Here is a 24,188-nt window from a genome sequence, read left to right as displayed (position 1 = left end):
CGTTCCGGTCCCCTTCTTTGAGACGCCGCCGGTGCCGTCAACTCATCGTCCCGGTGCCCGGCTCCTCGCGCGCGGCCGCCAGGCGTGCGCAGGCGGTGCGTGTGCGGCGCGTCCACGCTTCAGGACGGGCCGTCGTTCTGCAGAGGGACGACGAGGGCGCCGGCCGAGCGCGCCCGCGCGAGCAGGTCGCGGGCGCGGTCGAGCACCCGGGCGGCGTCCGGGACCGCGTCGTCGCCGGACACGAAGGCCCTCTGGAGGTCGATGGCCAGGAGTGCCTCGACGGGGCGGCGGGAGGGTGGTCCGTTCAAGGTCACCATCCTGCGGGCCGCCCGCGCCGGTGCGTGCCGCCCCGGTGGGATCCGGTCACCCGGGGCGGCGCCGGTGTCACCAGTCGTGCACCGACCCGTCCCGCAGGCGGTTCACCGGGAGGTACTTGGGCGTGTACGGGAAGCGTGCGGCGGCCTGTTCGTCGAAGTCGACGCCGATGCCGGGGGTGTTGCCGGGGTGCATCAGGCCGTCCTCGAAGGTCCAGGACGTGTGGAAGACGTCCTCGTAGGGGCTCAGGTGGCCCATGTACTCCTGCATGCCGAAGTTCTGGACGGACAGGTCGACGTGCAGGGCGGCGGCGAAGGAGACCGGGGAGAGGTCGCCGGCGCCGTGCGAGCCCGAGCGGACGCCGTACAGCTCGGCGAGCGCGAAGATCTTCCGCAGGTGACTGATGCCGCCCGCGTGCGAGACGGAGGTGCGGACGTAGTCGATCAGCCGGTTGGTGATCAGGTGCTGGCAGTCCCAGATGCTGTTGAAGATCTCGCCGACCGCCAGCGGGGTGGTGGTGTGCTGCCGGATGAGGCGGAACGCCTCCTGGTCCTCGGCGGGTGTCGGGTCCTCGATCCAGAACATCCGGTAAGGCTCCAGAGACTTGCCCAGCCGGGCCGCCTCGATGGGGCTGAGGCGGTGGTGCACATCGTGCAGCAGCTGGAAGCCGTAGCCGAACTTGTCGCGGACCGCGGCCATGTAGGTGGGGACGAAGTCCAGGTAGGCGCCGGTGTCCCAGTTCTCCTCGGTGGGCAGGCCGCCGTCTGCCGGTTCGTAGGTGACACCGTCGCCCTTGCGCATGCCGTAGACGCGTTCCAGGCCGGGGATGGCGGCCTGGGCGCGGACGGCGCGGAAGCCCTGGCCGAGGAAACGCTCGACGTCGTCGAGGAGTTCGGGGATGTCGTTGCCGCTGGCGTGGCCGTAGACGGTGACGCCGTCGCGTGCCGCGCCGCCGAGCAGCTGGTAGACGGGGAGACCCGCGACCTTGCCCTTGATGTCCCAGAGGGCGACGTCGACGGCGGCGATGGAGGTCATGGTGACCGGACCGCGGCGCCAGTAACCGCCCTTGTAGAGGTACTGCCAGAGGTGTTCGATGCGGTCCGCGTCCTGGCCGATGAGGGTGGGGCAGACGTGGTCGCGGAGGTAGGAGGCGACGGCCAGTTCGCGGCCGTTGAGGGTGGCGTCGCCGATGCCGGTGACGCCGTCGGACGTGGTGAGCTTGAGGGTGACGTAGTTGCGTCCGGGGCTGGTGACGAACACCGTGGCGTCGACGATGGTGGCCATTGTGCGGCGGCCCGCCTTTCTTGCGTCTGGGGAGGGGTGCGGATGTGCGGACGGGGAGACGTAGGCAGGTCAGAGGGGTGTGGTGGTGAGGGCGGTGCGCAGGGTGGTGTGCGGGCCGTGGGTGGCGAGGTCGTCGGCGAAGGCGGCCACCCGTGATGCGAACTCCCGGTGCCCGGCGGCCTCTTCGGGGAGAAAGCCACCGGCCTCCACGAGGAGCCGGGCCGCCGCGCCGGGGCCGCCGGCGCGTGCGGCGAGGGCGCGCAGCCGGTCGGTGGCGCCGTCCTGTCCGGCGACGGGCGGTTGCCCGTGACCGGCGTCCGGCCCCCGGGTGATGACGCGGATATAGGCGGCGACGCCGAGGGCGAGCAGATCGGGGACGGCGCCGGAGCGCAGGTGGTGGGCGAGCGCTCCGGCCCAGCGGACCGGGATCTTGAGGGAACCGTCGGCGGCGACCTGGGCGGTGCGGTGGCCGAGTGCGGGATTGCCGAACCGTTCGAGGAGTTCGTCGATGTAGGCGGGGCCGTCGACGCCGTCCGGGAGGGTGAGGGCCGGCAGGATCTCGTGGGTCATGAGGTGCCGGGCGGCCGCGCCGAGCCGCTCGTCGGCGACGGTCCGGTCGATGGAGCCGTATCCGTGCAGCAGGCCGAGGTAGGCGAGGAAGGAGTGCGCGCCGTTGAGGAGGCACAGCTTCATCGTCTCGTAGCCGGCCACGTCGGCGGTGAAGACGGCGCCGGCCCGCTCCCAGGCGGGGCGGCCGGCCCGGAAGTCGTCCTGGAGCACCCACAGGCGGTAGGGCTCGGCCGGCACGGGAACCGCGTCGCGCAGTCCGAAGCAGCGGGTGACCTGGGCGCGGTGGGCGTCAGTGGTGGCGGGGGCGATGCGGTCGACCATGCTGCTGGGCGTGGACACCGCGGTGGTGAGGTACGGCGCCAGCTCCTCGCGTTCACCGGACGGCAGCGCGTCGGTGAACTCCCCCAGCAGACGGCGTAGTTGGCCGCCGTTGTCCAAGAGGTTGTCGCAGGACAGCACGGTCAGCGGGGCGGCGTGGCCGCGGACCCGGCGTTGCAGGCCGCGCATCAGCAGGCCGAGGGAGGTCTGCGGGGCGGCGGGGGTGGTGAGGTCGCACCGGAGCCGGGGATCGTCGAGGTCGAGGCCGCCGGACGGGGTGCGGGTGTAGCCCTTCTCCGTGATGGTCAGCGTGACGATGCGGGTGGCGGGGTCGCCGATGGCGGCGACGACGTCCTCCGGCCGGTCCCCCGCGAGCAGACCGCGGTGGTGCACGCCGGGCACCTCGGCGCGGACGGCGCCGTCGCCGCTGAGGGTGAGCACGGTGTAGAGCTCGTCCTGTGCGGTCATGCCGGTCACGACGGGGCGTGAGCGCTGCCGGGGGCCGGTGACGACGCCGGTGATGCCCCAGGGTCCGTCGGCGTGCCGGAGCGCCTCGGCGGTGTAGACGGCCTGGTGGGCGCGGTGGAAGTTGCCGAGCCCGAGGTGGACGATGCCCGCTTCGGGTGCGCCGCGGGGCCGCCCGAGGCCGGGGACGGGGAGCTGGGCGCGGGACAGGCGGGGCGCGCCGGGAGCATCAACCATGGTGTGCCCCCTGGGAGTTGCCCCCGGCGGGGCCGGTTTCCGGGGTGACGAGGACCTTGAGCTGGGCGGGGTCGGTCAGAGCGGCCCGCAGTGCCGCGTCCGAGGCGTCCAGCGGGTGGCAGGAGGTGACGAGTTCGGCGAGCCGGACGCGGCCGGTGGCGGCGAGGGCGATGGCCGCGGGGAAGTCGTTGGCGTAGCGGAAGGCGGTGACCAGGGTGATTTCCTGCCGCTGCATCCAGGCGAGCGGCAGTTCGGTGGCCACGGTGGCGGGGTTGCCGACGACCGCGACGGTGCCGCCGGGGCGCAGGGCGCGAAGTGCTCCGACGAGGGCGCCGGCGTTGCCGGAGCAGTCCAGGGCGACATCGAAGCCGTCCGGGTCGGCGAGCATGCCGGGTGCCGCGTCGACGACCTGTGCCGTGGCCGGGTCGACCGTGCGGGTGGCACCCCACTTCTCCGCGTACCGCAGCCGTTGGGGGCTCACATCGCTCACCTCGATGCGGTCGGCGCCGGCCGCGCGCGCGACCTGGAGGACCAGCAGACCGATCGGCCCCGCGCCGGTGACCAGCACCCGGTCGCCGGGCCGGACCCCTGCCCGGCGTACGGCGTGCACGGCGACGGCAAGCGGTTCGATGAGCGCGCCGTGCCGGAGGTCGAGACCGTCGGGCAGCGGGTGAACGAAGTCCTCGGGCGCCAGGACGTAGGCGGCCAGCGCCCCGTCGGTGGGCGGCGAGCCGTAGCAGGTGCCGTGCGGGCACTGGTTGTACGCGCCGCGCCGGCAGCGGGCGCACCGGCCGCAGGGGTGCGCGGGCTCGATGGCGACGGGGGTGCCCACCGCGTGCCGGTCGGCGCCCGGCCCGGTGGCGGCGATGACGCCGGCGGCCTCGTGCCCGAGGACGGTGGGGGTGCGCAGCACGTTCGGGCCGTTCTCGCCGTGCGCGTAGTAGTGCAGGTCGGAGCCGCAGAGGCCGACGGCGGCGATCCGCACCAGCACCTGGCCGGGGCCCGGTTCGGGGGTGCGGCGTTCCTCGACGCGCAGATCCTGGGGCGCGTACAGGACGGCGGCGCGGTGGGTGGGCGGGAGCACGGGGAGTTCCTTCTCTCTGGCCGGGGGGCGGGGGCGGGCGAGCGGGCGCTTCACCGTGCGGGCAGCGGTTCGACGCGGCGGATGACGAAGGCGTACGCGAGGGCGCCGACGAGGGAAAGCGCTCCGGAGATCACCAGCGGCAGGAGGTAGGAGCCGCCGGAGATGCCGAGGAGGACGCCGGTGACGATCGGCCCGAGGGCGCCGGCGACGTTGGAGGCGCAGTTCTGGATGCCGCTGAGCGAGGCGACATGGCCGGGGGTGGGGGCGATGTCGGCGGGCAGCGAGGCGACGTTGGCGGTGGCGAAGCAGAGCGAGGCGTAGCTGACGGACAGCAGGGCGAGCGCGGCGGCGGCGCTGGGCACGACGACGGTGAAGGCGATCACCGAGGAACACAGGGTGCCCGCGACGGTGCAGGTCTTGCGGACCTTGGTGGTGCTCCAGCCGCGCTGGAGGAGCCGGTCGGCGGTCCAGCCGCCGGCCAGGCTTCCGACGATCGCGACCAGGCCGGGGAGGGTGCCGAAGAAGCCGAGGCCCAGGAGGTCGAAGCCGCGAGCGTCGACGAGGTAGCTGGGGAACCAGGTGATGAAGAAGTAGATGACGTAGTTGATGCAGAAGAAGCCGAGCATCATGCCCCACACCGTGCGGTAGCGGAACAGGTCGCGCCAGCGGATGGAGGCGGGGCCCGGTGCACCGTCGCCGGCGTCGGCCCGCTGCTCGGTGGACTCCAGCCGGGCGCCGCCCTGCTCGATGTAGGTGCGTTCGGCCGCGGTGAGCTCGGGGTGGTCCTCGGGCTCGTGGTACCAGCGCATCCAGGCGGCGATCCAGATCAGCGCGATGACGCCGGCGATGACGAAGGCGGCCCGCCAGTGCAGCCAGGCGACGATGCCGGTGACCAGCGGCAGGGCGACGGCGGTGCCGACGCGGGAGCCGTTGTCCCAGACGCTGTTGGCGCGGGTGCGCTCGCGGACCGGGAACCAGCGGGAGACGGCCTTGGCGGGCGCGGGATAGCCGACGGCCTCGCCGGTGCCCAGCAGCAGCCGTGCGCCGATGAGCGTGCCGACGCCGCGTACCGCGCCGGTCACCATGGTCGACAGCGACCACCACAGGGCGCCGAGGGCGAAGACACGCTTGACGCCGAAGCGGTCGAGGAGCAGGCCTGAGGGCAGCTGGCAGATCGCGTAGGTGATGAAGAAGACGCTCAGCACCACCCCTTGGGTCTCCGGGCCGAAGTGCAGGTCCTTGGACATGGTGGGCAGCGCGACGCTGAGGGTGGCCCGGTCGAGGTAGTTGACGGCCATCCCGCAGAAGCAGAGAAGGACGATCGTCCAGCGGACGTTGTGGCCGCGGCCGCGCGGGCGGCGCGGTGCGGCGGGCCGGTCCGCCTCCGGGCCGGCGCGTACGGCGCCCGGTGGGGTGGGTGCGGTCGTCATCGTTGACCTCGCATTCCTGACGTCTGTCCTGACGGGGCCGCGGCCCAGGTGCCCCGCTCCCCGTGTGCGGCGCGCCGGCCGGCCCGGAACGAGCGGCTCGTCCAGGCCTCGGACCAGCGGGTTCCCCCTCTTCGGGCGCCCGCTGCGAGCTGCGGCGGCGCTACCATACAAGCCTTGTATGGTAGTCAGCAATGGTGGTGGATGAGAGAGTGTGGACATGGATGATCAGCGTCGCGAGCAGCGGCCCGGGGCCGGGGCGGCACCCAAGGAATCGGTGCGTTCCCGGGTCCACACGGTGCTGCGCGAGCGGATCACCTCGCTCGAACTGCCCCCCGGCAGCCCGCTGTCGGAGAACGAACTCGCCGCGGAACTCACGGTCAGCCGTACGCCGGTGCGCGAGGCGCTGATCCTGCTCGGGGAGGAGGCGCTGGTCGAGGTCTTCCCGAAGCTGGGGACGTTCGTCACCCGGATCAGCGTGCCCGCCGTACTGGAGGCGCAGTTCGTCCGTGAGGCCATCGAACTCGCCGCGCTGCGCCAGTCCGTGGAGCGGGCCGAGGCCTCCGACATCGCCGCGCTGCGCGACATCCTCGTGCGCCAGCGGGAGGTCTGCGAGAGCGGCGAGCCGGCGGCGTTCTTCGCGCTGGACGAGGCGTTCCACCGCCGCCTGATGGAGGCCAGCGGCCACCGCACGCTGTGGCGGACGGTGACCACGGCCAAGGCCCACCTCGACCGCGCCCGACGCCTCAGCCTCCCGCTGCCGCACCGCGTCGAGCTGCTCGTCGCCGAACACACCGCGGTGGTCGATGCCCTGGAGGAGCGCGACACGGCGGCCGCCGAGCATGCCCTGAGCGGCCATCTGCGCGGCGTCCACAGCGATATCGAGACAATCCGCGCCCGGCATCCGGCGCTCTTCGAGGACCCCGCGGGCGGCGCCACCCCGCTGCGCAGGCGGCTCCACCCGGACACGCGCCGCTGAGCCGTACGGGTCCCATGGTTGCCACAGGCATCGACCCGGCCGGATGATCCGGTACAGGACACCCCAGGACCGCCCGGAAGGGCAGCCCGCACAGGGGTGACGGTACGAGGACCACGGACGACGACGCGAGGGAGAGCACCGTGGAGAATGCCCCTGCCAACGGCCACTGCGCACCCGGCTTCGAGGGCGTACGCGACGCCTTCGCGCGGAACTTCGCGGAACACGGCGATGTCGGTGCGGCGGTGTCCGTGACCGTCGACGGCGAGCCGGTCGTCGACCTGTGGGGCGGCCACACGGACCGGAAGCGCACCCGCCCATGGCAGCGCGACACGCTCGTGAACGTCTACTCCACGTCCAAGGGCATGACCGCGCTCTGCGCGCATCTCCTGGCGGACCGGGGAGAGCTGGACATGGACGCGCCGGTCGCCCGCTACTGGCCCCAGTTCGCGCAGGCCGGCAAGCAGGACATACCCGTGCGCTGGTTGCTCAGCCACCGCGCCGGGCTGCTCGCACCCCGCGAGCGGCTGCCCGTGGAGCATGTCCAGGACTGGGACCGGGTGTGCGCGACCCTCGCGGCGAGCCCGCCGTGGTGGGAGCCGGGCACCGCACAGGGCTATCACGCGGTGAGCTTCGGGTTCCTGGTGGGCGAGGTGGTGCGCCGGATCACCGGACTCTCCCTCGGCACCTTCCTGCGCCGCGAGATCACCGGGCCGCTCGACGCCCGGGTGTTCATCGGCACCCCGGCCGAGGAGCAGGACCAATGCGCCGACATGGTCGGGCAGTTGAACGAGGCGCGGCTCGCCGAGCGGTTCCCCGGCGCCCCGAAGCCGCCGTACCAGGCGCTCTCCGACCACCCGCTGGTGGCCGTGATGCTCGCGCTGACCTACCTCCCCACCGGGGACGTCAACAGCGCCGCCTACCGTTCGGCCGAGATCCCGGCGGGCAACGCGCACGCCTCCGCCCACGGACTGGCCGCGGTCTACGGCGCGCTGGCCTGCGGGAAGCTTGTGCGGCCCGGCACCCTGGAGGCGATGCGCCGCTCACAGAGCCTGCCCGACGAGAACGATCTGGTCATCGGCGCCCTCGCCCCGGCAGGCGCCCAACTCCGGTGGGGGCTGGGCTACATGCTCAACCACTATGGCCACGCGGGCCCCAATCCCGGGGCGTTCGGTCATGGCGGCGCGGGCGGTTCGTACGCCTTCGCCGACCCGGAGAACCGGCTCTCGTACGCGTACACGATGAACAAGTTCGGCGCCGGCACCTCGGGCGAGGACCCGCGCAGCAAGCATCTGGTCGCGGCGGTGTACGCGGGCCTGGAGCGGGCGCGGGGGTGACTCGGGCGCGGCCCTGACGCAGGAGGTCCTGGCTGTCGGCCCGTCAGCCCTCAGTCCCGGCTGGGCGACAACGAGCCCGGAGGGAGGGCGGGTTCGCCCGCCGCGTCGGTCAGGGCGCGCAGCGATCCGACGAGCCCGGCGCGCTTCTCGGCCGGCATCCGGGCCACGATCGCGGCGATCTCCGTATGGCGGTGGGCCAGCACCTGGTCGACGAGCCGGCGGCCCTTCTCCGTCAGACTGAGCACGACCTCGCGGCGGTTGCCCGGATTGGCCTGCCGGTCGACGCTGCCGCCCGCTTCCAGCCGGTCGATCATCCGCATCGCGGTGGACGGGTTGACGCCCAGCGCAGCGGCCAGCGAGGCCAGCTTCACCGGCCCCTGACCGCGCAGCACCACAAGGGCGCGCAGCTGCGGAAGCGTGAGAGTGGGCTCGCTCTCGGCGAGCGCGCGGGCGGAGATGGCGACCAGCAGCCTGGAGGTGGTCAGCACGGCGTCGATGACCTCCTCGACATCCTTGTCGAGATCCTCGCCGGGCGCGGCGGCCCCGGTCGGCCGCGGCGGGCGGTTCACGTCGTACCCCATGGCGCCTTTATACCCGGTGACCGCGTCACTCCTGGTGGCGGGACCGAAAGGCGGCAAGGGCTCCTTGCCCCCCCGCGTCCCGCCCTCCCCTCGCGCCCGCCACACCTTTCGCGCACCATTGCAGAGTGCAATAATGGAGGGTGCGGCACGGATCCGGTCCCGGCGCGAGCGCCTCGGACCGAGAGAGGGCGTGGTGAGCATGGCCGACCCCGAGACGGTGCACGAGGCGTATGCGTTCGTCTGCCTGCACTGCGGACACGGATGGGAAGAGGACTACGAGATCCGGCACTCCACCGATCTCTCCGGCCAACGGCGGGCCGACTATTTCGCCCACGGCACCCGGGTCGCCTCCCCGCTCACCCGCGCCGAGTGCCCGTCCTGCGGCGGCGGACCACTGCGCATCCTGCGCCCCGGCCGGGTGGACTCGACCCGGCCGTATCTGGCGTAGCCGGCCGCCGTCGCCCTTCCGGACACGGCCGCCCTGCCCGAGCCCGGCACTCGGGATCGCCGTGCCTGACGCTTCCTCACCACCCCGTATACAGAAGGTGGTTGAGCAGCAGCGCGAGCGCTGTCTGGGCTGCGAGCCAGTGGCGGTGGCGGGCCGTCGGCAGCAGCGCGGTGGCGGGCAGCAGCCAGAACGCGAAGGGCAGCCATATGCGTTCGGTCTCCGCCTTGCTCATACCGGAGAGGTCGGCCACGAGCAGCGCGGCGAGGGCCGCGAGGACGAGGACCACCAGGCGGCCGGCCGCGGTGGCGCGCGACGCACCGGCCGGGCGCAGCTGCCGCAGCGCGCCGGGGGCCGCCGCGAGGACGCGGCGCAGGCCGGCGGCCGGGGCGAGGCCGGTGATGAGGACGGCGCAGGCGAGATTGCCCCATATCCAGTAGGCGTACGGGCGGACCGCGGCGGCGCCTTGGTAGTAGCGCTCCACCAGCAGCTGATAGCCCTCCCACCAGTTGAATCCGGCGAGGGAGAAGGCCGCGGCGACGGCGATCATCCCGGCCGCCACCAGGGGCAGCAGGCGCACCCCACGGGTGAGCAGCAGCATCGCTGCGGCGGGCAGCGCGATCAGCGTCAGCCCGTACGAGAGGTAGCAGGTGAGCCCGAACAGCAGCCCCGCGGCCAGGGCGGCGGCCGCCGGGGCCCGGGTGGTGCCCGTCACGGCGAGCGCGAGCAGGGCCAGGGCCCAGGCGGCGACGGCGGCGAAATAGCCGTCCGCGGAGGTACCGACCCACACGGCCGCCGGGGCCGCCACCAGGAACGGCGCCGCCCGGCGCGCCGTCGTCTCGTCGGTGAGGACGCGCAACGCGACCAGGACCGCGGCCACCGCGGAGGTGCCGAGGGTGATGCACCAGACGCCCGCCCAGGCGCCGCCGCCCAGGCCGAGGTGGTCCAGTCCGGCGAAGGTGAGGACGGCGGCCGGCGGGTGCCCCGCGACATGGGCGGGCCAGTGGTCCGGGGCGGTGTCGAGTATGTGGTGGGTGAAGTCGCGCAGCGCCCGGCCCGGATCGTCGAAACGGTGGATGACGGTCAGGTACTCGTACGCGGTGGTGAGCCGTCCTGCGATGCCGGTGTGCCAGCCGTCGACGAGGGCCAGCGACCAGGTCCAGGCCATCGACGCGGCCCAGCCGGCCGGGACGAGCACGCGCCAGGGCAACCGCGCGGCCAGCGGCGGCCCGTAGGCGATCACGGCGACGGCGACCGCGACGGCCGCCGGGGTGCCGGGGCCGAGGTGCGGGTCCCACGAGGCGTACAGCGGCGGCCAGTTGACGTGCAGACTGCCGCTTGTGCGCTCAATGACGGTGCCCACAGCGGCGGCCAGTACGACGAGCAGGGCGGCGCCGGTGGCGGCGCGCAGATCGGCGCGGTGAGCCGAGCGGCTCCCGGGGGACACCCCGGCACGCGAAGGCGCCGTCCGCGGAGGCCGGGCGGTCCGGCGGGGCACCGTCACCGTGCCGTCGGATCGGGTATGGCCGCGCCGCGGCGGTCCGTCGGCGCGGCGCGGCGCAGTGCGACGAAGCGGCGTTCCGGGGCGGCGCGGCGTTCCGGTTCCGCCCGCCCCTCCCCCGGGGCGGGCCGCTGCTCGGGAACGGCGCCGGTTCCGGGACCGCAGCGTACTTCGCCGGACTCGAACTCCCCCTCCACCACGGCGTGTTCGGCGATCGTCCAGCGGTCGACCGGCAGCCATCCGGCCGGCGCCGCGTAGCGCAGCAGCGCCGGGGTGCCCACCCGCGCCCAGGGGAAGAGGTCGCCCTGGGCGCGGTGTCCGCCGTATCCGTTGTCGACGCGGACCCGGACCCGCTCGTCCACGTCGGCTGCTGTCGTCTCGACGATGAGCAGCCCGCCGTGGACGACCAGTTCCGCGCTCCGGGCGAGCAGGGCGTGCGGGTCGCCCCCGATACCGATGTTGCCGTCGAGCAGCAGGGCGGTTCCCCAGCTCCCCTCGTCCGGAAGGGATTCGAAGACCGAGCGGCGCAGCGCGGCGCCGCCCGTCTGGGCCGTACGGGAGACCGCGGCCTCGCTGACGTCGATGCCCAGCGCCCGCCGGCCCCGCGCGGCGAGCGCCGCGACCAGCCGGCCGGGGCCGCAGCCGATGTCGAGGACCGTTCCCTCGCAGCGGCGGAGCGCCGAGAGGTCGGCGGTGTCCGCGCCCGCGCACCAGCGTTCGACCTCCAGCGGCAGCAGCCAGCCGTCGGTCCGGCGCAGGAACAGCGGGCCCCGGCCGCTGCGCAGCGCGTCGGCGTACGGGTCCGCGCCCCAGGAGACGGTTTCGGGGCGGGTGGCGGGCACGGCGGGCGGCATGGTGGTGCTCATCGGTCGGCTGCCTCCGTCAGGCGGGCGAGGGTGGCGGCGAACCGGCCATCGGGGGCGGCGGCCGCGACCCGCCGCACGTCGTCCGCCGTGTCGGCATCGCGCAGCGGCGGGAGGTCGCGCACCCGCAGCCCCGCGCCGGTGAGGCGGGCGCGCTGGACGGCGCCGGTGCGGTCGGTGGACATCGGGACGCCGCGCAGCAGCGCGGGGTCGGGCGAGGCCAGGCCGAGCGCCCAGAATCCGCCGTCCTCGGCCGGCCCGAACCAGGCGTCGCAATCCCGCCATCCGTCCATGTCCAGTGCGGGTGCGAGGAGTTGGGGTGTGACCTGGGGGGTGTCCATGCCGATGAGCAGGGTCGGCCCGGTACAGCCGCCGAACGCCGCCGCCAGCCGCTCGTCCAGGCCGCCCGCGCACTGCGGCCGGACCTCGAATCCGTCCGGCAGCCAGCGCCCCGGTGTGCCGTCGAGGACCACGATCCGCTGCCGGGCGGGCATCGCGCGCACCGCCCGGAGGGTGTCGTGCAGGGCGGCCTCGGCCAGTTCGGCGGCCTGCTCGGCCGTGTACGGAGGGGTGAGGCGGGTCTTGACCCGGCCCGGCACCGGCTCCTTGGCGATGACCAGGACCGTCGTCGGTCCCGGACGGACGGCGGGCTCGGTCATCGGGTGGCTCCCTTCGGGGACGCGGCCGGCGGTTGGCGGAGGACGGCACGCATATCGGTCACCGCGTGCCAGGTGCCGCGCCAGGTGCCGGTGACCTTGGACCGGCCGGTGCGCGGGCGGTAGGGCACGTCCCGCTCCTCGACGCGCCAGCCGGCGTCGGCGGCCCGGACCACCATCTGCAGCGGGTAGCCACTGCGGCGGTCGGTGAGGTGCAGGCCGAGCAACCCGCTGCGCCGGGCGGCCCGCAGCGGGCCGAGGTCGTGCAGTCGCAGTCCGGTGCGCCGGCGCAGCATCCCGGCGAGGGCGACGTTGCCCAGCCGGGCGTGCAGCGGCCAGGCGCCGCGGCCCTGCGGACGCCGGCGGCCCAGTACCAGATCGCTCTCACCGTCGCGTACGGCGCGCACGAACGGGGCCAGCTCGGCGGGGTCGAGGGAGGCGTCGCAGTCGCAGAAGCAGACGATGTCCGCCTCGGCCGCCAGCAGTCCGGCGTGGCAGGCGGCGCCGAAGCCGCGCAGCGGTTCGTGCACGACGGTGGCGCCCAGGCGGCGGGCGACGTCGGCCGAGCCGTCGGTGGAGCCGTTGTCCACCACGACGGCACGCCAGCCCGGCGGGATGCGCTCCAGCACCCAGGGCAGCGCGGCGGCCTCGTCGAGGCAGGGCAGCACGACATCCACCGGGGCCGGGCGGGGGGCGGTCGGAAGGGAGTGGGTCACTCGGTCACCTACGGGTCGAAGCGGACGGTGGGGCGACGCGGCGGTGCGGCACCGGGCCGCGGCCGCGGGGCGCTGCGGCCTCGGACCTCACGGGCTCAAGGGCTCACGGGCTCACGGGGCGCATGCCGTCGCGGGCGAACTCCCGCATGCCCGCGTCGAATCCGACCTCGGCGCGCCAGCCCAGGTCGGCCGCGATCCGGTGCGACGACGCCGTGATGTGCCGGACGTCCCCGAGCCGGTACTCGCCCGTCACCACCGGCTCCGGTCCGCCGCAGGCGCCGGCCAGCGCGCGTGCCATCTCCCCCACCGTGTGCGGCACCCCGCTGCCCGTGTTGTACGCGGTCAGGGTTCCCGCCTCCCGGTCCGGGAGTGCCTCCAGGGCGGCCACGTTGGCGGCGGCGACATCCCGTACGTGGACGAAGTCCCGGCGCTGGCCGCCGTCCTCGTAGACGGCCGGCGCCTCGCCACGGGCCAGCGCGGAGCGGAAGAACGACGCCACCCCGGCATAGGGGGTGTCGCGCGGCATCCCGGGCCCGTAGACGTTGTGGTAGCGGAGCGAGAGGGCCCGGCCGCCGCTCGCCCGGGCCCAGGCGGCGGCCAGGTGTTCCTGGGTGAGCTTGGTCGCCGCGTACACATTGCGCGGATCGGCCGGCGCGTCCTCGTCGACGAGGCCGGGCCGCAGTTCGGCGCCGCATTCGGGGCAGCGCGGCTCGAAGCGTCCGGCATCGAGGTCGGCGGCGGTCCGCGGGCCGGGCCGCACCACACCGTGGACCGGGCACGCGTAGCGGCCCTCCCCGTAGACCACCATCGACCCGGCGAGCGCCAGCCGGCCGACACCGGCCGCGGCCATCGCGGCCAGGAGTACGGCGGTGCCCAGGTCGTTGCAGCCGACGTAGTCGGGGGCGTCCGCGAAGTCCTTGCCGAGGCCGACCATCGCGGCCTGATGGCAGACCGCGTCCACGCCCCGCAGTGCCGCGTCGACGGCCGCCCGGTCGCGGACGTCGGCGACGATGCGGTCCACCCCCGGCCGCTCCGGCGGGAGGCCGGGGTGGGCCGTGGGCAGCAGGGCATCGAGGACGACGGGCTCGTGCCCGCGCGCCGTGAGCGCCTCGACGACCTGCGATCCGATGAATCCGGCGCCGCCGGTGACCAGTACACGCATGCAGGTCACGCTAGGCGCGGCAGCGCGATCAGCGGCGCGGCACGGCCGCCGCGTCATGGGTCCGTAAGATCCCTCGCCCCTCCCGGGCCGGGTCCGCCGCGCGGGTTCGGGCCGGCCTCCCCACTGCGATTAGGTAACAGCGACGCATTCGAGGTAATTCGGTCCGGCATATGGCGCATATGCTCGGGTCGGGGGCCGAATTCGGACAGCGCCCAAGGCCGGCGGCCTCCGAACACCTGTCAGCTCCCCCTGTCCGCACCACCTCTCGCCACACCGTCGGAGTACACCTTGGCCGTGGAGAACGGGGAGCCGCGCGCCGGCTCCCGTGTGCTGTCCGCGTTCCCTTACGCGGTGATGGCCGTCGTCTGCGCGGTCGACCTCATCGCGGGCCCCGGCGTGGGCTTCCTGCCCCTGGTCTCGTTGGGGCCCGCGTTCGCCGGGCTGGTCGGCGGCTGGCGCCGTACGGCGCTCGTCGGACTGATCGCCTTCATGCTCTGCCTCGGCCTGGGCATGTACAACGGCCTGTTCGAGGGACGGCGCGGACTGACCGCGCTGCTGACGGTCGCGGGCGTCACCGCGGCCGGTCTGGTCGCCGCCGTCATGCGCCGGCGCCGCGAGGAGGAGCTGGCCGGCGTCCGGTCGATCGCCGAGGTCGCGCAGCGCGTGCTGCTGCGCCCGGTGCCGCGCGGCGCGGGACCGCTGCGGATCGCCGTCTCGTACACCTCCGCGGTGGCCGCGGCCCGGATCGGCGGGGATCTGTACGAGGTGGTGACCTCACCCGCCGGGGTGCGGATCATCGTCGGGGACGTCCAGGGCAAGGGCCTGGAGGCGGTGGAGAGCGCGGCGGTGGTGCTGGGCGCCTTCCGGGAGGCCGCGCACGACGAGGTGGATCTGCCGGCGGTCGGCGAGCGGGTGGAGCGGGCACTGAACCGTCATCTGTCCGGCGAGCGCTTTGTGACGGCGATGCTCGCCGAGGTCGGGGACGGCCCGAACGCGACACTGCTGAACTTCGGCCATCCGGCGCCCCTGGTCGTCCGCCCCAACGGCTCGGTCGCCTTCGCGGCACCGCCCGAGCGGGCGGTGCCGCTCGGCCTGAGCCTGAAGGACACCGAGCCCCCGCGCCCTTACGAGGTGCCCTTCGCGCCCGGCGACCAGATGCTCTTCTACACCGACGGCGTCACCGAGGCCCGTGACGCGGCGGGCCGCTTCTACCCGCTCGACGAACGCGCCGCGCTGCTCAAGGACCCCGACCCGGAGGCCGCGCTGCGGGCGGTGCGCGAGGACCTGGTCGAGCATGTCGAGGGCCCGCTGCACGACGACGCGGCCATGCTGCTGGTCCGCTACCGTGCCGCGCACGGCGACGACAGCCCCCGGGTCAGCGGCATCCCCGTGTAGTTCTCGGCGAGTTCGGTGGCGGCGTGCCGGGAGTCGGCGATGCGGTCGAGCTGGGAGAGCTGCAGCCGGGTCTCGAACGGTGACTGGTCCGGGGCGGTGTGCAGCGTCGTCGTCATGAAGGACGAGAAGTGCTCGGCGCGCCAGACCCGGCGCAGGCAGGTGTCGGAGTAGGCGTCGAGGAGCTCGGTCGAACCGGTCCGGTGCTGCTGGATGAGGGCGCGGGCCAGCACCGTGACATCGGCGACGGCGAGGTTGAGGCCCTTGGCGCCGGTCGGCGGCACGATGTGCGCCGCGTCGCCCGCGAGCAGCACCCGCCCGTAGCGCATCGGCTCGGTGACCGAACTGCGCATCGGCAGCACCGACTTGGCGGTCAGCGGACCACGCCGCAGCGTCCAGGGGGTGTCGGTGGCCGCGCGGGCCTCCAGTTCGTCCCAGATGCGGTCGTCGGGCCAGCTCGCCGGGTCGGTGCCGTTGGGGACCTGGAGGTAGAGCCGGCTGACGGTGGGTGTGCGCATGCTCAGCAGCGCGAACCCGCGCTCGGAGTGGGCGTAGACCAACTCGTCGCAGGACGGCGGGACATCGGCGAGCACGCCGAGCCACGAGTAGGGGTAACTGCGCTCGTACGTACGCCGCGCGTGTTCCGGGACGGCGTGGCGGGTGACGCCGTGGAAGCCGTCGCAGCCGACGACGTAGTCGCACCCGAGGGTCTGCTCGCGGCCCTGGTGGGTGTAGCGGATGACCGGCCGGTCGGTGTCCGCGCCTTCCACGGCGTGCACCCGCGCGCCGAAGCGCAGCGGCGCCCCGGCGTCGAGCTGCAGGGCGATCAGGTCCTTCACGACCTCCGTCTGGGCGTAGACCGTCACCCTGCGGCCTCCGGTCAGCTCCGGGAAGTCGAGGCGGTGGGAGCGGCGGTCGAAGCGCAGCTCGATGCCGTCGTGGACCAGGCCCTCGCGGTCCATCCGCGCGCCCGCCCCGCAGTCGCGGAGCACATCGACGGTGCCCTGTTCGAGGATGCCGGCGCGCTGGCGGCGCTCGACGTACTCGCGGTCGCGGTGCTCCAGGACGACGCAGTCGACACCCGACAGGTGCAGCAGCCGCGCGAGCAGCAGTCCCGCCGGGCCGCCGCCGATGATCCCGACCGTGGTGCGCTGTGCGGACATCAGCGGTCCGTCCCTTCCGTGGTGATGTCGTCCGTGGTGCGGTCGTCCGTGGTGCCGGCTGCCGCCCCGCCCGTCTCGTCGAGCCAGGCGGCGACGGTGCGGTCGGCGAGGGCGAAGGCCGTGTTGGCGGCCGGTACGCCGCAGTAGACGGCCGACTGGAGGAGGACCTCCTGGATCTCCTGCGGGGTGAGGCCGCCGCGCAGTGCGGCCCGCAGGTGCATGGCGAGTTCGTCGTGATGGCCGCGGGCGATGAGCGCGGTCAGCGTGATGCAGCTGCGGGTCTGCCGGGAGAGCCCCGGCCGGGTCCAGATCTCGCCCCAGGCGTAGCGGGTGATGAAGTCCTGGAAGACCTCGGTGAGCGCGCTGGTCCGCGCGATCGACCGGTCCACGTGGGCGTCGCCGAGTACGGCTCGGCGCATGGACATGCCGGCGTCGTACCGGGCGCGGTCGTCGCCGCCGGCGGCCGGGGCGCCTTCGGCGGGCCCGGGGCCGCCGGCCCGGTCGGGGTGGGCGGCGAGATGGCCCAGGAGGGCGGCGAGTACCGGGGCGGGGCGCTCGGCGCTCGCGAGGTGCGAGGCGCCCGGCAGCTCGACCAGGCCCGCGTCCGGGATGCCGTCGGTGAGTTCGCGGGCGTGGGCGGGCGGCGTGGCCGGGTCGGCGCGGCCCGCGACGACGAGCGTGGGGGCGGCGATCCGGCCCAGGTCGGCGCGCAGGTCGTAGGCGGCGAGGGCGTCGCAGCAGGCCGCGTAGCCCGCCGGGTCCACGCTGTTTCGCAGTCCTTCCACCAGGGCCACGGCTTCCGGGGAGCCGGCGAAGGCCGGGGTGAACCAGCGGTCCGCCGACGCCTGCGCGATGGGGCCGGTGCCCTGCTGCCGTACGAGGGCGGCTCGTTCGCGCCAGGCCTGTGGTGCGCCGAAGCGGGCGGAGGAGCAGATCAGGGCGAGGGAGCTGACCCGTTCGGGGTGGTGCACGGCGAGCCAGGCGCCGACGGCCCCGCCGAGCGAGACCCCGGCGTAGGCGAAACGCGCGATGCCGAGGGCGTCCGCGAGGTCCAGGACGAGGCGGGCGAGCCGCGGGACCGTGGTGGTGACGGCGGGGGCGGGGGTGACGGGAGTGGTGGTGGCCGTGGTGCCGGCCGGGGCGTCGAGCAGGTCGGCCGGCGTGCCGCCGTGGCCCGGGAGGTCCCAGCGCACCACCCTGTACTGCCGTTGCAGCGCGGGGAGTTGAGGGTCCCAGAGGGTGAGGTCGGTGCCCAGCGACGGGCCCAGGACGAGCGGCGGGTCCCCCTCGCGGCCGTCCACCCGGTGATGGACGACCCGGCGGCCGGGGACAGCGCCCGGTCGGCCCCCGGGCGGGATTCCCGGTCGCTGCTCTGCTTGCCTGGCTGCGGCGGGCCGGTGTGTCATGCGGGCTCCCGCGGGTCGCTCTCGTGGCTGCGGCGGTCCAGTGCGCGGTCGACGAGTGCGGTCGCCGACCCCAAGTAGTCGGTGGGGTCGAGGAGTTGGCGCAGGGCCTCCTCGGGGAGGGCCGCCGCGACGGCCGGGTCCCGGTCCAGGTCCTCGCGCAGGGCCTCGTACAGTCCGAGGCCCTCCTCTGCGGTGCGCCGGGACGCCGCGTCCAGGATGCGGCGGGCCTCGCCGCGGCCGGTCAGGGCGGTGAGGGCCGCGACGAGGCGTTCGGTGGTGACCAGTCCCCCGGTCAGGGCGAGGTTGTGGCGCATCCGGTCCGGGAACACCCGTAGCCCCGCGGTGAGTTCGGCAGCGTCCCGGGCCGCGCCGCCCACCAGCCGCAAGGCATCCCGCAGCGGCTGCCATTCGGCGTGCCAGGCACCGGCCGGGCGCTCGTCCTCCGCCGCCAGGGATCCGTACAGGACCGCGGCGAGCGCCGGGACCTGCCGGGCCGCGGCGGCGATGAGCGTGGCCCGCACCGGGTTGGCCTTGTGCGGCATGGCGGACGAGCCGCCCGCGGGCGGCGTTGTGGCAGCTCCGCGGCCGCCGCCCTCGGCGACCTCGCCGGTCTCGGTCCGGGTCAGGGTCAGGACATCGGCCGCCACCTTGCCCAGGGCGCCGGCGGCGAAGGCGAGCGCTCCGGCGAGGTCGGCAACCGGGGTGCGCAAGGTGTGCCAGGGCAGGGCCGGTTCGGCGAGCCCGGTCTCGGCGGCGTACGCGGCGAGCAGCCGGATGCCGACGTCCTGCGCCACCTCCGCCCCGGCCGCGCCCCCGCCGTCCCGTTCCGCGTCCGTGGCCCGCGCGTACGCGGGGAACGCCGCGAGTGTGCCGGCCGCGCCGCCCAGTTGGGCGGGCAGCGCGGCGCGTACGGCGGCGAGCCGGTCCCGGGCGTCGAGGACGAGGGCGCGCCAGCCGGCGGCCTTGAGGCCGAAGGTGGTCGGCACGGCGTGCTGGGTGAGGGTGCGGCCGGCCATCGGGGTGGCGCGGTGGGCGCCGGCCGTACGGCGCAGCGCCCCGGCCGTCCGGTCCAGGTCCGCCAGGACGCTCTCCAGGGCGCGGACGGCGACCAGCATCGTGGCCGTGTCCAGGATGTCCTGGCTGGTGGCGCCGCGGTGGACGTACTCGGCGGCCTGCGGGTCGCGGGCGCCGACGGCGGCGGTCAGGTCGGCGACGAGCGGAACCACCGGGTTCCCCGCGGCGCGGGCCCGCAGGGCGAGTGCGCCGGGGTCGTGGCTGCCGGGGTCCGCGGCGGCGGTGACGGCTGCCGCGGCGGACGCCGGGGCGAGCCCGAGGGTGGCCTGGGCGCGGGTCAGCGCGGCCTCCGCGTCGAGCAGGGCACGCAGGTACGCGGTGTCACCGGTGGCGTCGGCGACGGCGGAGCCGGCCCAGGACGGGGTCAGCAGCCCCACGTCGGCGGACGGGGACGGCGTGCAGCGTGTGAGGTCTGCGGTCCCGGGGCCCCTCGTCGGGTCTTCAGGAGCCGTCGGGTCAGCGGAAGTCAAGGAAGACCGTCTCCTCGTGGGTGCCGTCGGCGGCGCCCTGCAGATGGATGTCGAAGCGGTGCCGGCCGGGGCCGTCGGTGCGGGCCAGCAGGGTGGCCGCCCGGTCGGCGGGCAGCCGCGCCAGCAGCGGATCGGCGGCGTTGGCCGACGCGTTGGCGGGGAAGTAGACGCGGGTGAAGAGGTGGTGCAGCAGGCCCCGGGCGAAGACGCAGACGGCGAGGTAGGGCGCGGCGTGCGGGTTCCCTGCGGGGGCGGTGGCGGGCAGGGTCCGCAGGGCGTAGTGCCCGTCGGCGTCCGTCGGGACCCGGCCGAAGCCGGTGAAGGCCACGCCGTCACGGCCGATGACGGCTCCTGTGACGGGGTCCCTGCGCAGCGATCCGGGGGCGCCGTCCAGGCTGCCGTCGGGTGCCGCCTGCCAGAACTCCAGCAGCGCGTCCGGCACCGGGGCGCCTGCCCCGTCGCGGACGTATCCGTGCACGGTGACGGTGTCGGGGTGGCCGTGCGGTGCGACGCGTTCGCCGCCGGGGAAGGGCAGCGCGTAGCCGTAGAAGGGTCCGACGGTCTGCGAGGGGGTGGGGGCGAGGGGTGCGGGGAGGGTGTCCGGGGTGCGGGGGGCGGGCGACGGGGCCTGCCGGTCGGTGCGGGTCATCAGCGGCCTTCCTCCATCCAGGTGGCGGACGGGCCGTCCAGGACCACGTCCCAGTGGTAGCCCAGGGACCATTCGGGGCGGGAGCGCGCGTGGTCGTAGGCGGCGACCAGCCGCGCCCGCGCCGCGGGGTCGGTGACCGAGGCGAGGATCGGGTCGTACGCGAAGAGCGGGTCGCCGGGGAAGTACATCTGGGTGACCAGCCGCTGGGTGAAGGCGGAGCCGAAGAGCGAGAAGTGGAGGTGCGCCGGGCGCCAGGCGTTGTCGTGGTTGCGCCACGGGTAGGCGCCGGGCTTGACGGTGGTGAACGCGTACCCGCCGTCGTCGTCGGTCAGGCAGCGGCCGACGCCGGTGAAGTTCGGGTCGAGCGGGGCGGGGTGCTGATCGCGCTGGTGGGCGTACCTGCCGGACGCGTTGGCCTGCCAGATCTCGACGAGCTGACCGCGTACGGGGCGGCCGGTGCGGTCCAGGACGCGGCCGGAGACGGTGATGCGTTCACCGAGCGGCTCTCCGGGGTGCCGGCGGGTCAGATCGGCGTCCAGGTCGGTGATGTCGGTGACGCCGAAGGCGGGGCCGCTCAGCTCGACGGCCTCCGGGTCGGCCGCGGGGTCGATGCCGACCAGCGGCTGCCGGGGGTGGCGCAGGCCGCTGCTGCGGTACGGGGCGTAGCCGCGCGCGGGGTGGTGCGGCGCGGGGCGGCCGGCCGCGCGGTCGGTGGCCGCGGCGTCGTGCAGTGCGGCGATCTCGCGGCTGACGTCGGCCTGGGTGAGCGGTGCGGCGCCGGCGCCGCCGACGGGGGCGGTGCCGCCGAGAGGTACGGGTGGGGTCATGGGTGCCATCTCCCTGCGGTGGTGGTCACGGGGGCGGGGTGACCGGGGCGTACGGGCGCTCCCGGCCGGTGGATTCGGTTGCGGGCCACGGCACTTGGGGCCTGGGGCGTGTACGCGAAGTCCCGTCGTCCGCCCGGAGGGCGGGCCCCGTCGCGGGGCAGACGGGATCTGCGGACACGGCCTACCGCTCCAGCACCAGCGCGAGCCCCTGCCCGACGCCGATGCACAGGGCGGCCAGGCCCGTACCGGAGCCCGCGTCTGCCAGTTGGTGGGCGAGTGCGCCGGCGATCCGGGCTCCGGAGGCGCCGAGCGGGTGGCCGAGGGCTAGGGCGCCGCCGTGCGGGTTGACGATGCCGGGGTCGAGGCCGGGCCAGCCGGCGAGGCAGCCGAGCGCCTGGGCGGCGAACGCCTCGTTCAGTTCCACGGTGTGCAGGTCGCCGAAGCCGCGGCCCGCCCGCTCCAGGGCGCGTTCGGCGGCGGCGACCGGGCCGAGTCCGAAGTGCTGTGGCGCGATGCCGGTGACGGCGCTGCTGCGGATCCGGGCGAGCGGTTCGCAGCCGGAGGCGCGCAGGCCCGCCTCGTCCATCAGCAGCAGCGCGGCCGCACCGTCGTTGAGCGGTGAGGAGTTGCCCGCGGTGACGGTGCCCCCCTCCGTCCGGAAGACGGGGCGCAGTCCCGCGAGGGCGTCGAGCGAGGCGTCCTCGCGCAGGCACTCGTCCCGCAGCAGGGCCGCCTCGCCGCCCGTGCCCGCGGGGGCCGCGCCCCGCGCATACGGCACGACCTCGGCGTCGAAGGCGCCGTCCTTCCACGCCCGCGCCGCCTTTTCGTGGCTGGCCAGCGCGTAGGCGTCCTGCTGTTCGCGGGTGATACCGCAGCGGTCGGCGACCAGTTCCGCGCCCTCGCCGAGGGTGACCGTCCACGCGTCGGGCATCCGGGGGTTGGTCAGCCGCCAGCCGAGGGTGGTGGAGTGCAGGGTCTGCGGCGCGGCGGGGAAGACGCGTTCGGGCTTGGGCAGCACCCACGGCGCGCGGCTCATCGACTCCACGCCGCCGGCGACGGCCACCGAAGCGTCGCCGAGGGCCACGGCCCTCGCGGCCTGGATGACGGCTTCCATGCCGGAGCCGCAGAGGCGGTTGACGGTGACGCCGGGCACCGTCACCGGGAGCCCGGCGAGCAGCACCGCCATCCGGGCCACGTCGCGGTTCTCCTCGCCGGCGCCGTTGGCGTTGCCGAGAAAGACGTCGTCGATCGTGGCCGGGTCCAGCCCGGGTGACCGGTCCACCAGGGCCTTGACGACATGGGCCGCGAGGTCGTCGGGGCGGACGCCGGCCAGCGCGCCGCCGTATTTGCCGATCGGGGTGCGGACGGCGTCGACGACATAGACGTCCCGCGGGCGGTCGGTGATCATGAAGCGTCCTTCCGGGTGCCGGCGGCGGGGGTGTTCCGCGCGGGCGCCTGGGCGGCGGGGCCGTCCTGGGCGGCGGCCTTCAGGGCGCGCAGCGCGGCGAGTTCGGCGGCGGTGGGCGGGTCCGTGACGCCGAGGTGAGCGGCCTCCTTGAGGTCCCAGCCGGTGGCGTCGCGTACCTGATCGGCCGTCACGCCCGGGTGGAGTGCGGTGAGTACGAGCTCCGCGGTGACCGGGTCGGGGCGCAGCACCCCGAGGTCGGTGATGACCGCGGCCGGCCCCGCGCCGGGCATGCCGAGGGCCGCGCGGTCCTTCGGGCCGCCGCCGTGGCCGAGCGTGGTGACGAAGTCGAGCGCGCCGACGAAGTTGCGCCGGCTGTGCCGGAGGACCATCAGCACCTGGCCGCAGTTGGCGGCGATCTCGGGGGCGCCGCCCGCGCCGGGCAGCCGGCCCTCGGGCCTGCCGGGGCCCCGGTGGACGACGGTGGTGTTGATGTTGGCGAACCGGTCGACCTGGGCGGCGCCGAGGAAGCCGACGTCGATCCGGCCGCCCTGGAGCCAGTAGTTGAACATCTCCGGCACGGACACCACCGCGTCGGCGGTGTCGGCGAGTTCGCCGTCGCCGATGGACAGCGGCAGCCGGGTCGGCTTGGAGCCGATGGTGCCGGACTCGTAGACGAGCACCAGATCCGGATTGACGGTACGGCGGGCGAGGTTGGCGGCGGTGCTCGGCAGCCCGATCCCGACGAAGCAGGTACGTGCTCCGGCCAGGGCGCGGGCGGCGTTGACCTCCATCAGCTCGTCGCGGGTGCATTCGGGGGCGGCGGGCGCGGCGGAGGGGCCGGTCGCGCCTGCGGCCGGGGTGTCCGTGTCCGCCGCCGTGTCCGTCAGTGTGTCCCTCACTGTGTCCGGCGCCGCCTCCGTCACCGTTTCCGCCGACGGAGCGGTCGCCGCGGCCGCCGCGGGGGCCGCCGCGCACCGCTCCCCGTGCACGCTGGTCGCCAGCCACCGCGCGAAGGCCTCGCGATCGCGCGAAATACCGTCCCAGGCCTGGTAGAAGGCGTTGTCACGGACCGAATAGCCGGCCGCGTACGACGGGTGGGCGCCGCCGGGGACGACCGCCACCGCGTCGACGACCCAGCTCGGCAGGACGACGGCGCCGGGGCGCGGCTCCAGCGTCGGGACGATCTCCTCGACGGTGACCAGGACGCGCCGTGCGGCGAGCGCCGCCTCCTTCTGCACACCGGCCAGGCCCCACAGCTGGACGTTGCCGGCCCGGTCCGCCTGCTGGGCGTGGATGACGGTGACGTCCGGGTTGAGGGCGGCGACGGCTGCCAGTTCCTCACCGGTGAAGGGGCAGGTGACGGTGGAGACCGTGGACGTGCGGTCCGGGATGTCGCTGCCGCGGTAGCCGCGCAGCACCGCGAACGGCAGCTTCGACGCGCCCGCCGCGTAGCGGTTCGCCATCCCGGCGTGACTGTGTTCGTCGATCTCCAGCGGGGCGGGCCAGCCGTTCTCGACGGCGTCACGGAAGCGGTGCAGGGATCCGACACCGGGGTTGCCGCCCCAGGAGAAGACCAGTTTGCGGGCCGCGCCGGCGCCGATCAGCTGGTCGTAGACCACGTCGGGGGTCATCCGGGCGAGCGTGAGGCCCGTGATGCCCTGCCGGATGATCTCGTGCCCTGCGGCGAACGGGATCAGGTGGGTGAACCCCTCCAGCGCCACGGTGTCTCCGTCATGGATCAGTTCCGCGACGGCATCGTGCAGCGAACGGATTTCGGCCATGTCCTCGCCCTCGGGTCGTACCGGGGTGCGGCCCTCGCGGACCGCCCCACACCAACGTGTTCGCACAGTGAACTTAAGTTC

At 74.8% G+C, this 24,188-nt stretch carries 21 protein-coding genes and 2 pseudogenes; 4 read left to right on the top strand and 19 right to left on the bottom strand.

Annotation, left to right across the window (positions count from 1 at the left end; genetic code table 11):
* Positions 1-122: 122 nt before the first annotated feature.
* From ACIRQ7_RS21880 to ACIRQ7_RS21860, 5 genes and pseudogenes are all read right to left on the bottom strand, one after another.
* Positions 123-317, bottom strand: a pseudogene (locus ACIRQ7_RS21880) (isochorismatase family protein); the annotation flags it as partial.
* A 67-nt stretch (positions 318-384) separates the two neighbouring features.
* The gene (manD, locus tag ACIRQ7_RS21875; protein ID WP_404264502.1) at positions 385-1,599 is read right to left on the bottom strand and encodes a D-mannonate dehydratase ManD; all 1,215 of its coding nucleotides are present in this window, start codon (positions 1,597-1,599) and stop codon (positions 385-387) included.
* Between the two features lie 69 nt (positions 1,600-1,668).
* Entirely contained in the window at positions 1,669-3,189 is a 1,521-nt protein-coding gene (locus ACIRQ7_RS21870) for a mannitol dehydrogenase family protein (RefSeq protein ID WP_404264500.1), read from the bottom strand.
* Positions 3,182-4,273: an NAD(P)-dependent alcohol dehydrogenase gene (locus ACIRQ7_RS21865; protein WP_404264498.1), complete on the bottom strand. Its 1,092-nt coding sequence runs from the start codon at positions 4,271-4,273 to the stop codon at positions 3,182-3,184. Before ACIRQ7_RS21865 ends, ACIRQ7_RS21870 begins: the two co-directional genes overlap by 8 nt.
* 50 nt (positions 4,274-4,323) lie before the next feature.
* On the bottom strand, positions 4,324-5,703 hold the full coding sequence (locus tag ACIRQ7_RS21860; RefSeq protein ID WP_404264496.1) for an MFS transporter: 1,380 nt from the start codon (positions 5,701-5,703) through the stop codon (positions 4,324-4,326).
* 217 nt (positions 5,704-5,920) lie between these two features.
* Between ACIRQ7_RS21860 and ACIRQ7_RS21855 the strand changes: the two genes are divergently transcribed.
* The gene (locus ACIRQ7_RS21855) at positions 5,921-6,679 is read left to right on the top strand and encodes a GntR family transcriptional regulator (RefSeq protein ID WP_404264494.1); all 759 of its coding nucleotides are present in this window, start codon (positions 5,921-5,923) and stop codon (positions 6,677-6,679) included.
* Positions 6,680-6,819: 140 nt separating this feature from the next.
* Positions 6,820-8,013 (top strand): serine hydrolase domain-containing protein, encoded by a 1,194-nt coding sequence (locus tag ACIRQ7_RS21850; RefSeq protein WP_404264492.1) that lies wholly within the window; start codon positions 6,820-6,822, stop codon positions 8,011-8,013.
* A 50-nt stretch (positions 8,014-8,063) separates the two neighbouring features.
* Here the strand turns inward: ACIRQ7_RS21850 and ACIRQ7_RS21845 are convergent, their stop codons facing one another.
* Positions 8,064-8,594, bottom strand: coding sequence for a MarR family winged helix-turn-helix transcriptional regulator (locus tag ACIRQ7_RS21845; protein WP_401470618.1), 531 nt, complete (start codon positions 8,592-8,594; stop codon positions 8,064-8,066).
* A gap of 199 nt (positions 8,595-8,793) precedes the next feature.
* On the opposite strand from ACIRQ7_RS21845, the gene ACIRQ7_RS21840 reads away from it, so the two are divergent.
* Complete coding sequence (locus ACIRQ7_RS21840; RefSeq protein ID WP_404264490.1) at positions 8,794-9,042, top strand: hypothetical protein; 249 nt, start codon at positions 8,794-8,796, stop codon at positions 9,040-9,042.
* Positions 9,043-9,118: 76 nt separating this feature from the next.
* On the opposite strand, the gene ACIRQ7_RS21835 is transcribed toward ACIRQ7_RS21840, so the two are convergent.
* The 5 genes from ACIRQ7_RS21835 to ACIRQ7_RS21815 form a co-directional block, all read right to left on the bottom strand.
* The gene (locus tag ACIRQ7_RS21835; protein WP_404264488.1) at positions 9,119-10,486 is read right to left on the bottom strand and encodes a hypothetical protein; all 1,368 of its coding nucleotides are present in this window, start codon (positions 10,484-10,486) and stop codon (positions 9,119-9,121) included.
* A gap of 53 nt (positions 10,487-10,539) precedes the next feature.
* On the bottom strand, positions 10,540-11,406 hold the full coding sequence (locus ACIRQ7_RS21830) for a methyltransferase domain-containing protein (RefSeq protein WP_404264486.1): 867 nt from the start codon (positions 11,404-11,406) through the stop codon (positions 10,540-10,542).
* Entirely contained in the window at positions 11,403-12,062 is a 660-nt protein-coding gene (locus ACIRQ7_RS21825) for a DUF2064 domain-containing protein (protein ID WP_404264485.1), read from the bottom strand. Before ACIRQ7_RS21825 ends, ACIRQ7_RS21830 begins: the two co-directional genes overlap by 4 nt.
* Positions 12,059-12,775: a glycosyltransferase family 2 protein gene (locus ACIRQ7_RS21820; protein WP_404264483.1), complete on the bottom strand. Its 717-nt coding sequence runs from the start codon at positions 12,773-12,775 to the stop codon at positions 12,059-12,061. Before ACIRQ7_RS21820 ends, ACIRQ7_RS21825 begins: the two co-directional genes overlap by 4 nt.
* 103 nt (positions 12,776-12,878) lie before the next feature.
* Positions 12,879-13,937 (bottom strand): NAD-dependent epimerase/dehydratase family protein, encoded by a 1,059-nt coding sequence (locus tag ACIRQ7_RS21815; protein ID WP_404264481.1) that lies wholly within the window; start codon positions 13,935-13,937, stop codon positions 12,879-12,881.
* Positions 13,938-14,231: 294 nt separating this feature from the next.
* Here ACIRQ7_RS21815 and ACIRQ7_RS21810 point away from each other — a divergent pair, with 294 nt between their 5' ends.
* Complete coding sequence (locus ACIRQ7_RS21810) at positions 14,232-15,332, top strand: PP2C family protein-serine/threonine phosphatase (RefSeq protein WP_404264479.1); 1,101 nt, start codon at positions 14,232-14,234, stop codon at positions 15,330-15,332.
* Here ACIRQ7_RS21810 and ACIRQ7_RS21805 read toward each other — a convergent pair.
* The 8 genes and pseudogenes from ACIRQ7_RS21805 to ACIRQ7_RS21770 form a co-directional block, all read right to left on the bottom strand.
* A complete protein-coding gene (locus ACIRQ7_RS21805; RefSeq protein ID WP_404264477.1) occupies positions 15,278-16,492 on the bottom strand; it encodes a 4-hydroxybenzoate 3-monooxygenase in 1,215 nt (404 codons plus the stop codon). The genes ACIRQ7_RS21810 and ACIRQ7_RS21805 overlap by 55 nt on opposite strands.
* On the bottom strand, positions 16,492-17,793 hold the full coding sequence (gene pcaC / locus ACIRQ7_RS21800) for a 4-carboxymuconolactone decarboxylase (protein WP_404264475.1): 1,302 nt from the start codon (positions 17,791-17,793) through the stop codon (positions 16,492-16,494). The genes ACIRQ7_RS21805 and pcaC overlap by 1 nt, the downstream gene beginning before the upstream one ends.
* 101 nt (positions 17,794-17,894) lie before the next feature.
* Positions 17,895-19,349: a 3-carboxy-cis,cis-muconate cycloisomerase gene (gene pcaB, locus ACIRQ7_RS21795; RefSeq protein ID WP_404264473.1), complete on the bottom strand. Its 1,455-nt coding sequence runs from the start codon at positions 19,347-19,349 to the stop codon at positions 17,895-17,897.
* A 79-nt stretch (positions 19,350-19,428) separates the two neighbouring features.
* Entirely contained in the window at positions 19,429-20,091 is a 663-nt protein-coding gene (gene pcaG / locus ACIRQ7_RS21790) for a protocatechuate 3,4-dioxygenase subunit alpha (RefSeq protein ID WP_401470645.1), read from the bottom strand.
* Positions 20,091-20,918: a protocatechuate 3,4-dioxygenase subunit beta gene (gene pcaH / locus ACIRQ7_RS21785; RefSeq protein WP_404264471.1), complete on the bottom strand. Its 828-nt coding sequence runs from the start codon at positions 20,916-20,918 to the stop codon at positions 20,091-20,093. Before pcaH ends, pcaG begins: the two co-directional genes overlap by 1 nt.
* A 181-nt stretch (positions 20,919-21,099) precedes the next feature.
* On the bottom strand, positions 21,100-22,326 hold the full coding sequence (locus ACIRQ7_RS21780) for a thiolase family protein (RefSeq protein WP_404264470.1): 1,227 nt from the start codon (positions 22,324-22,326) through the stop codon (positions 21,100-21,102).
* Positions 22,323-23,117 carry a CoA-transferase subunit beta gene (locus ACIRQ7_RS21775; protein ID WP_404264586.1) on the bottom strand — a complete coding sequence of 265 codons (795 nt, stop codon included), beginning with the start codon at positions 23,115-23,117 and terminating at the stop codon, positions 22,323-22,325. Before ACIRQ7_RS21775 ends, ACIRQ7_RS21780 begins: the two co-directional genes overlap by 4 nt.
* Before the next feature lie 195 nt (positions 23,118-23,312).
* Positions 23,313-24,107: pseudogene (locus tag ACIRQ7_RS21770) on the bottom strand (CoA transferase subunit A); the annotation flags it as partial.
* Positions 24,108-24,188 lie beyond the last annotated feature (81 nt).

The sequence above is a fragment of the Streptomyces sp. NPDC101393 genome (assembly GCF_044767385.1).
Classification (GTDB): Bacteria; Actinomycetota; Actinomycetes; order Streptomycetales; family Streptomycetaceae; genus Streptomyces.
The sequence above is the reverse complement of the archived record's forward strand: the minus strand, read 5'-3'. Positions and strand labels throughout refer to the sequence as shown.

Bases quoted from the DNA above. Each gene is read 5' to 3' on its own strand.
- manD (WP_404264502.1), bottom strand. From the start codon at position 1,599: ATGGCCACCATCGTCGACGCCACGGTGTTCGTCACCAGCCCCGGACGC.
- ACIRQ7_RS21830 (WP_404264486.1), bottom strand. From the start codon at position 11,406: ATGAGCACCACCATGCCGCCCGCCGTGCCCGCCACCCGCCCCGAAACC.
- pcaG (WP_401470645.1), bottom strand. From the start codon at position 20,091: ATGACCCGCACCGACCGGCAGGCCCCGTCGCCCGCCCCCCGCACCCCG.
- ACIRQ7_RS21870 (WP_404264500.1), bottom strand. From the start codon at position 3,189: ATGGTTGATGCTCCCGGCGCGCCCCGCCTGTCCCGCGCCCAGCTCCCC.
- ACIRQ7_RS21855 (WP_404264494.1), top strand. From the start codon at position 5,921: ATGGATGATCAGCGTCGCGAGCAGCGGCCCGGGGCCGGGGCGGCACCC.
- ACIRQ7_RS21840 (WP_404264490.1), top strand. From the start codon at position 8,794: ATGGCCGACCCCGAGACGGTGCACGAGGCGTATGCGTTCGTCTGCCTG.
- ACIRQ7_RS21775 (WP_404264586.1), bottom strand. From the start codon at position 23,117: ATGGAGGTCAACGCCGCCCGCGCCCTGGCCGGAGCACGTACCTGCTTC.
- pcaH (WP_404264471.1), bottom strand. From the start codon at position 20,918: ATGACCCCACCCGTACCTCTCGGCGGCACCGCCCCCGTCGGCGGCGCC.
- ACIRQ7_RS21825 (WP_404264485.1), bottom strand. From the start codon at position 12,062: ATGACCGAGCCCGCCGTCCGTCCGGGACCGACGACGGTCCTGGTCATC.
- ACIRQ7_RS21845 (WP_401470618.1), bottom strand. From the start codon at position 8,594: ATGGGGTACGACGTGAACCGCCCGCCGCGGCCGACCGGGGCCGCCGCG.
- ACIRQ7_RS21780 (WP_404264470.1), bottom strand. From the start codon at position 22,326: ATGATCACCGACCGCCCGCGGGACGTCTATGTCGTCGACGCCGTCCGC.
- ACIRQ7_RS21805 (WP_404264477.1), bottom strand. From the start codon at position 16,492: ATGTCCGCACAGCGCACCACGGTCGGGATCATCGGCGGCGGCCCGGCG.
- ACIRQ7_RS21860 (WP_404264496.1), bottom strand. From the start codon at position 5,703: ATGACGACCGCACCCACCCCACCGGGCGCCGTACGCGCCGGCCCGGAG.
- ACIRQ7_RS21815 (WP_404264481.1), bottom strand. From the start codon at position 13,937: ATGCGTGTACTGGTCACCGGCGGCGCCGGATTCATCGGATCGCAGGTC.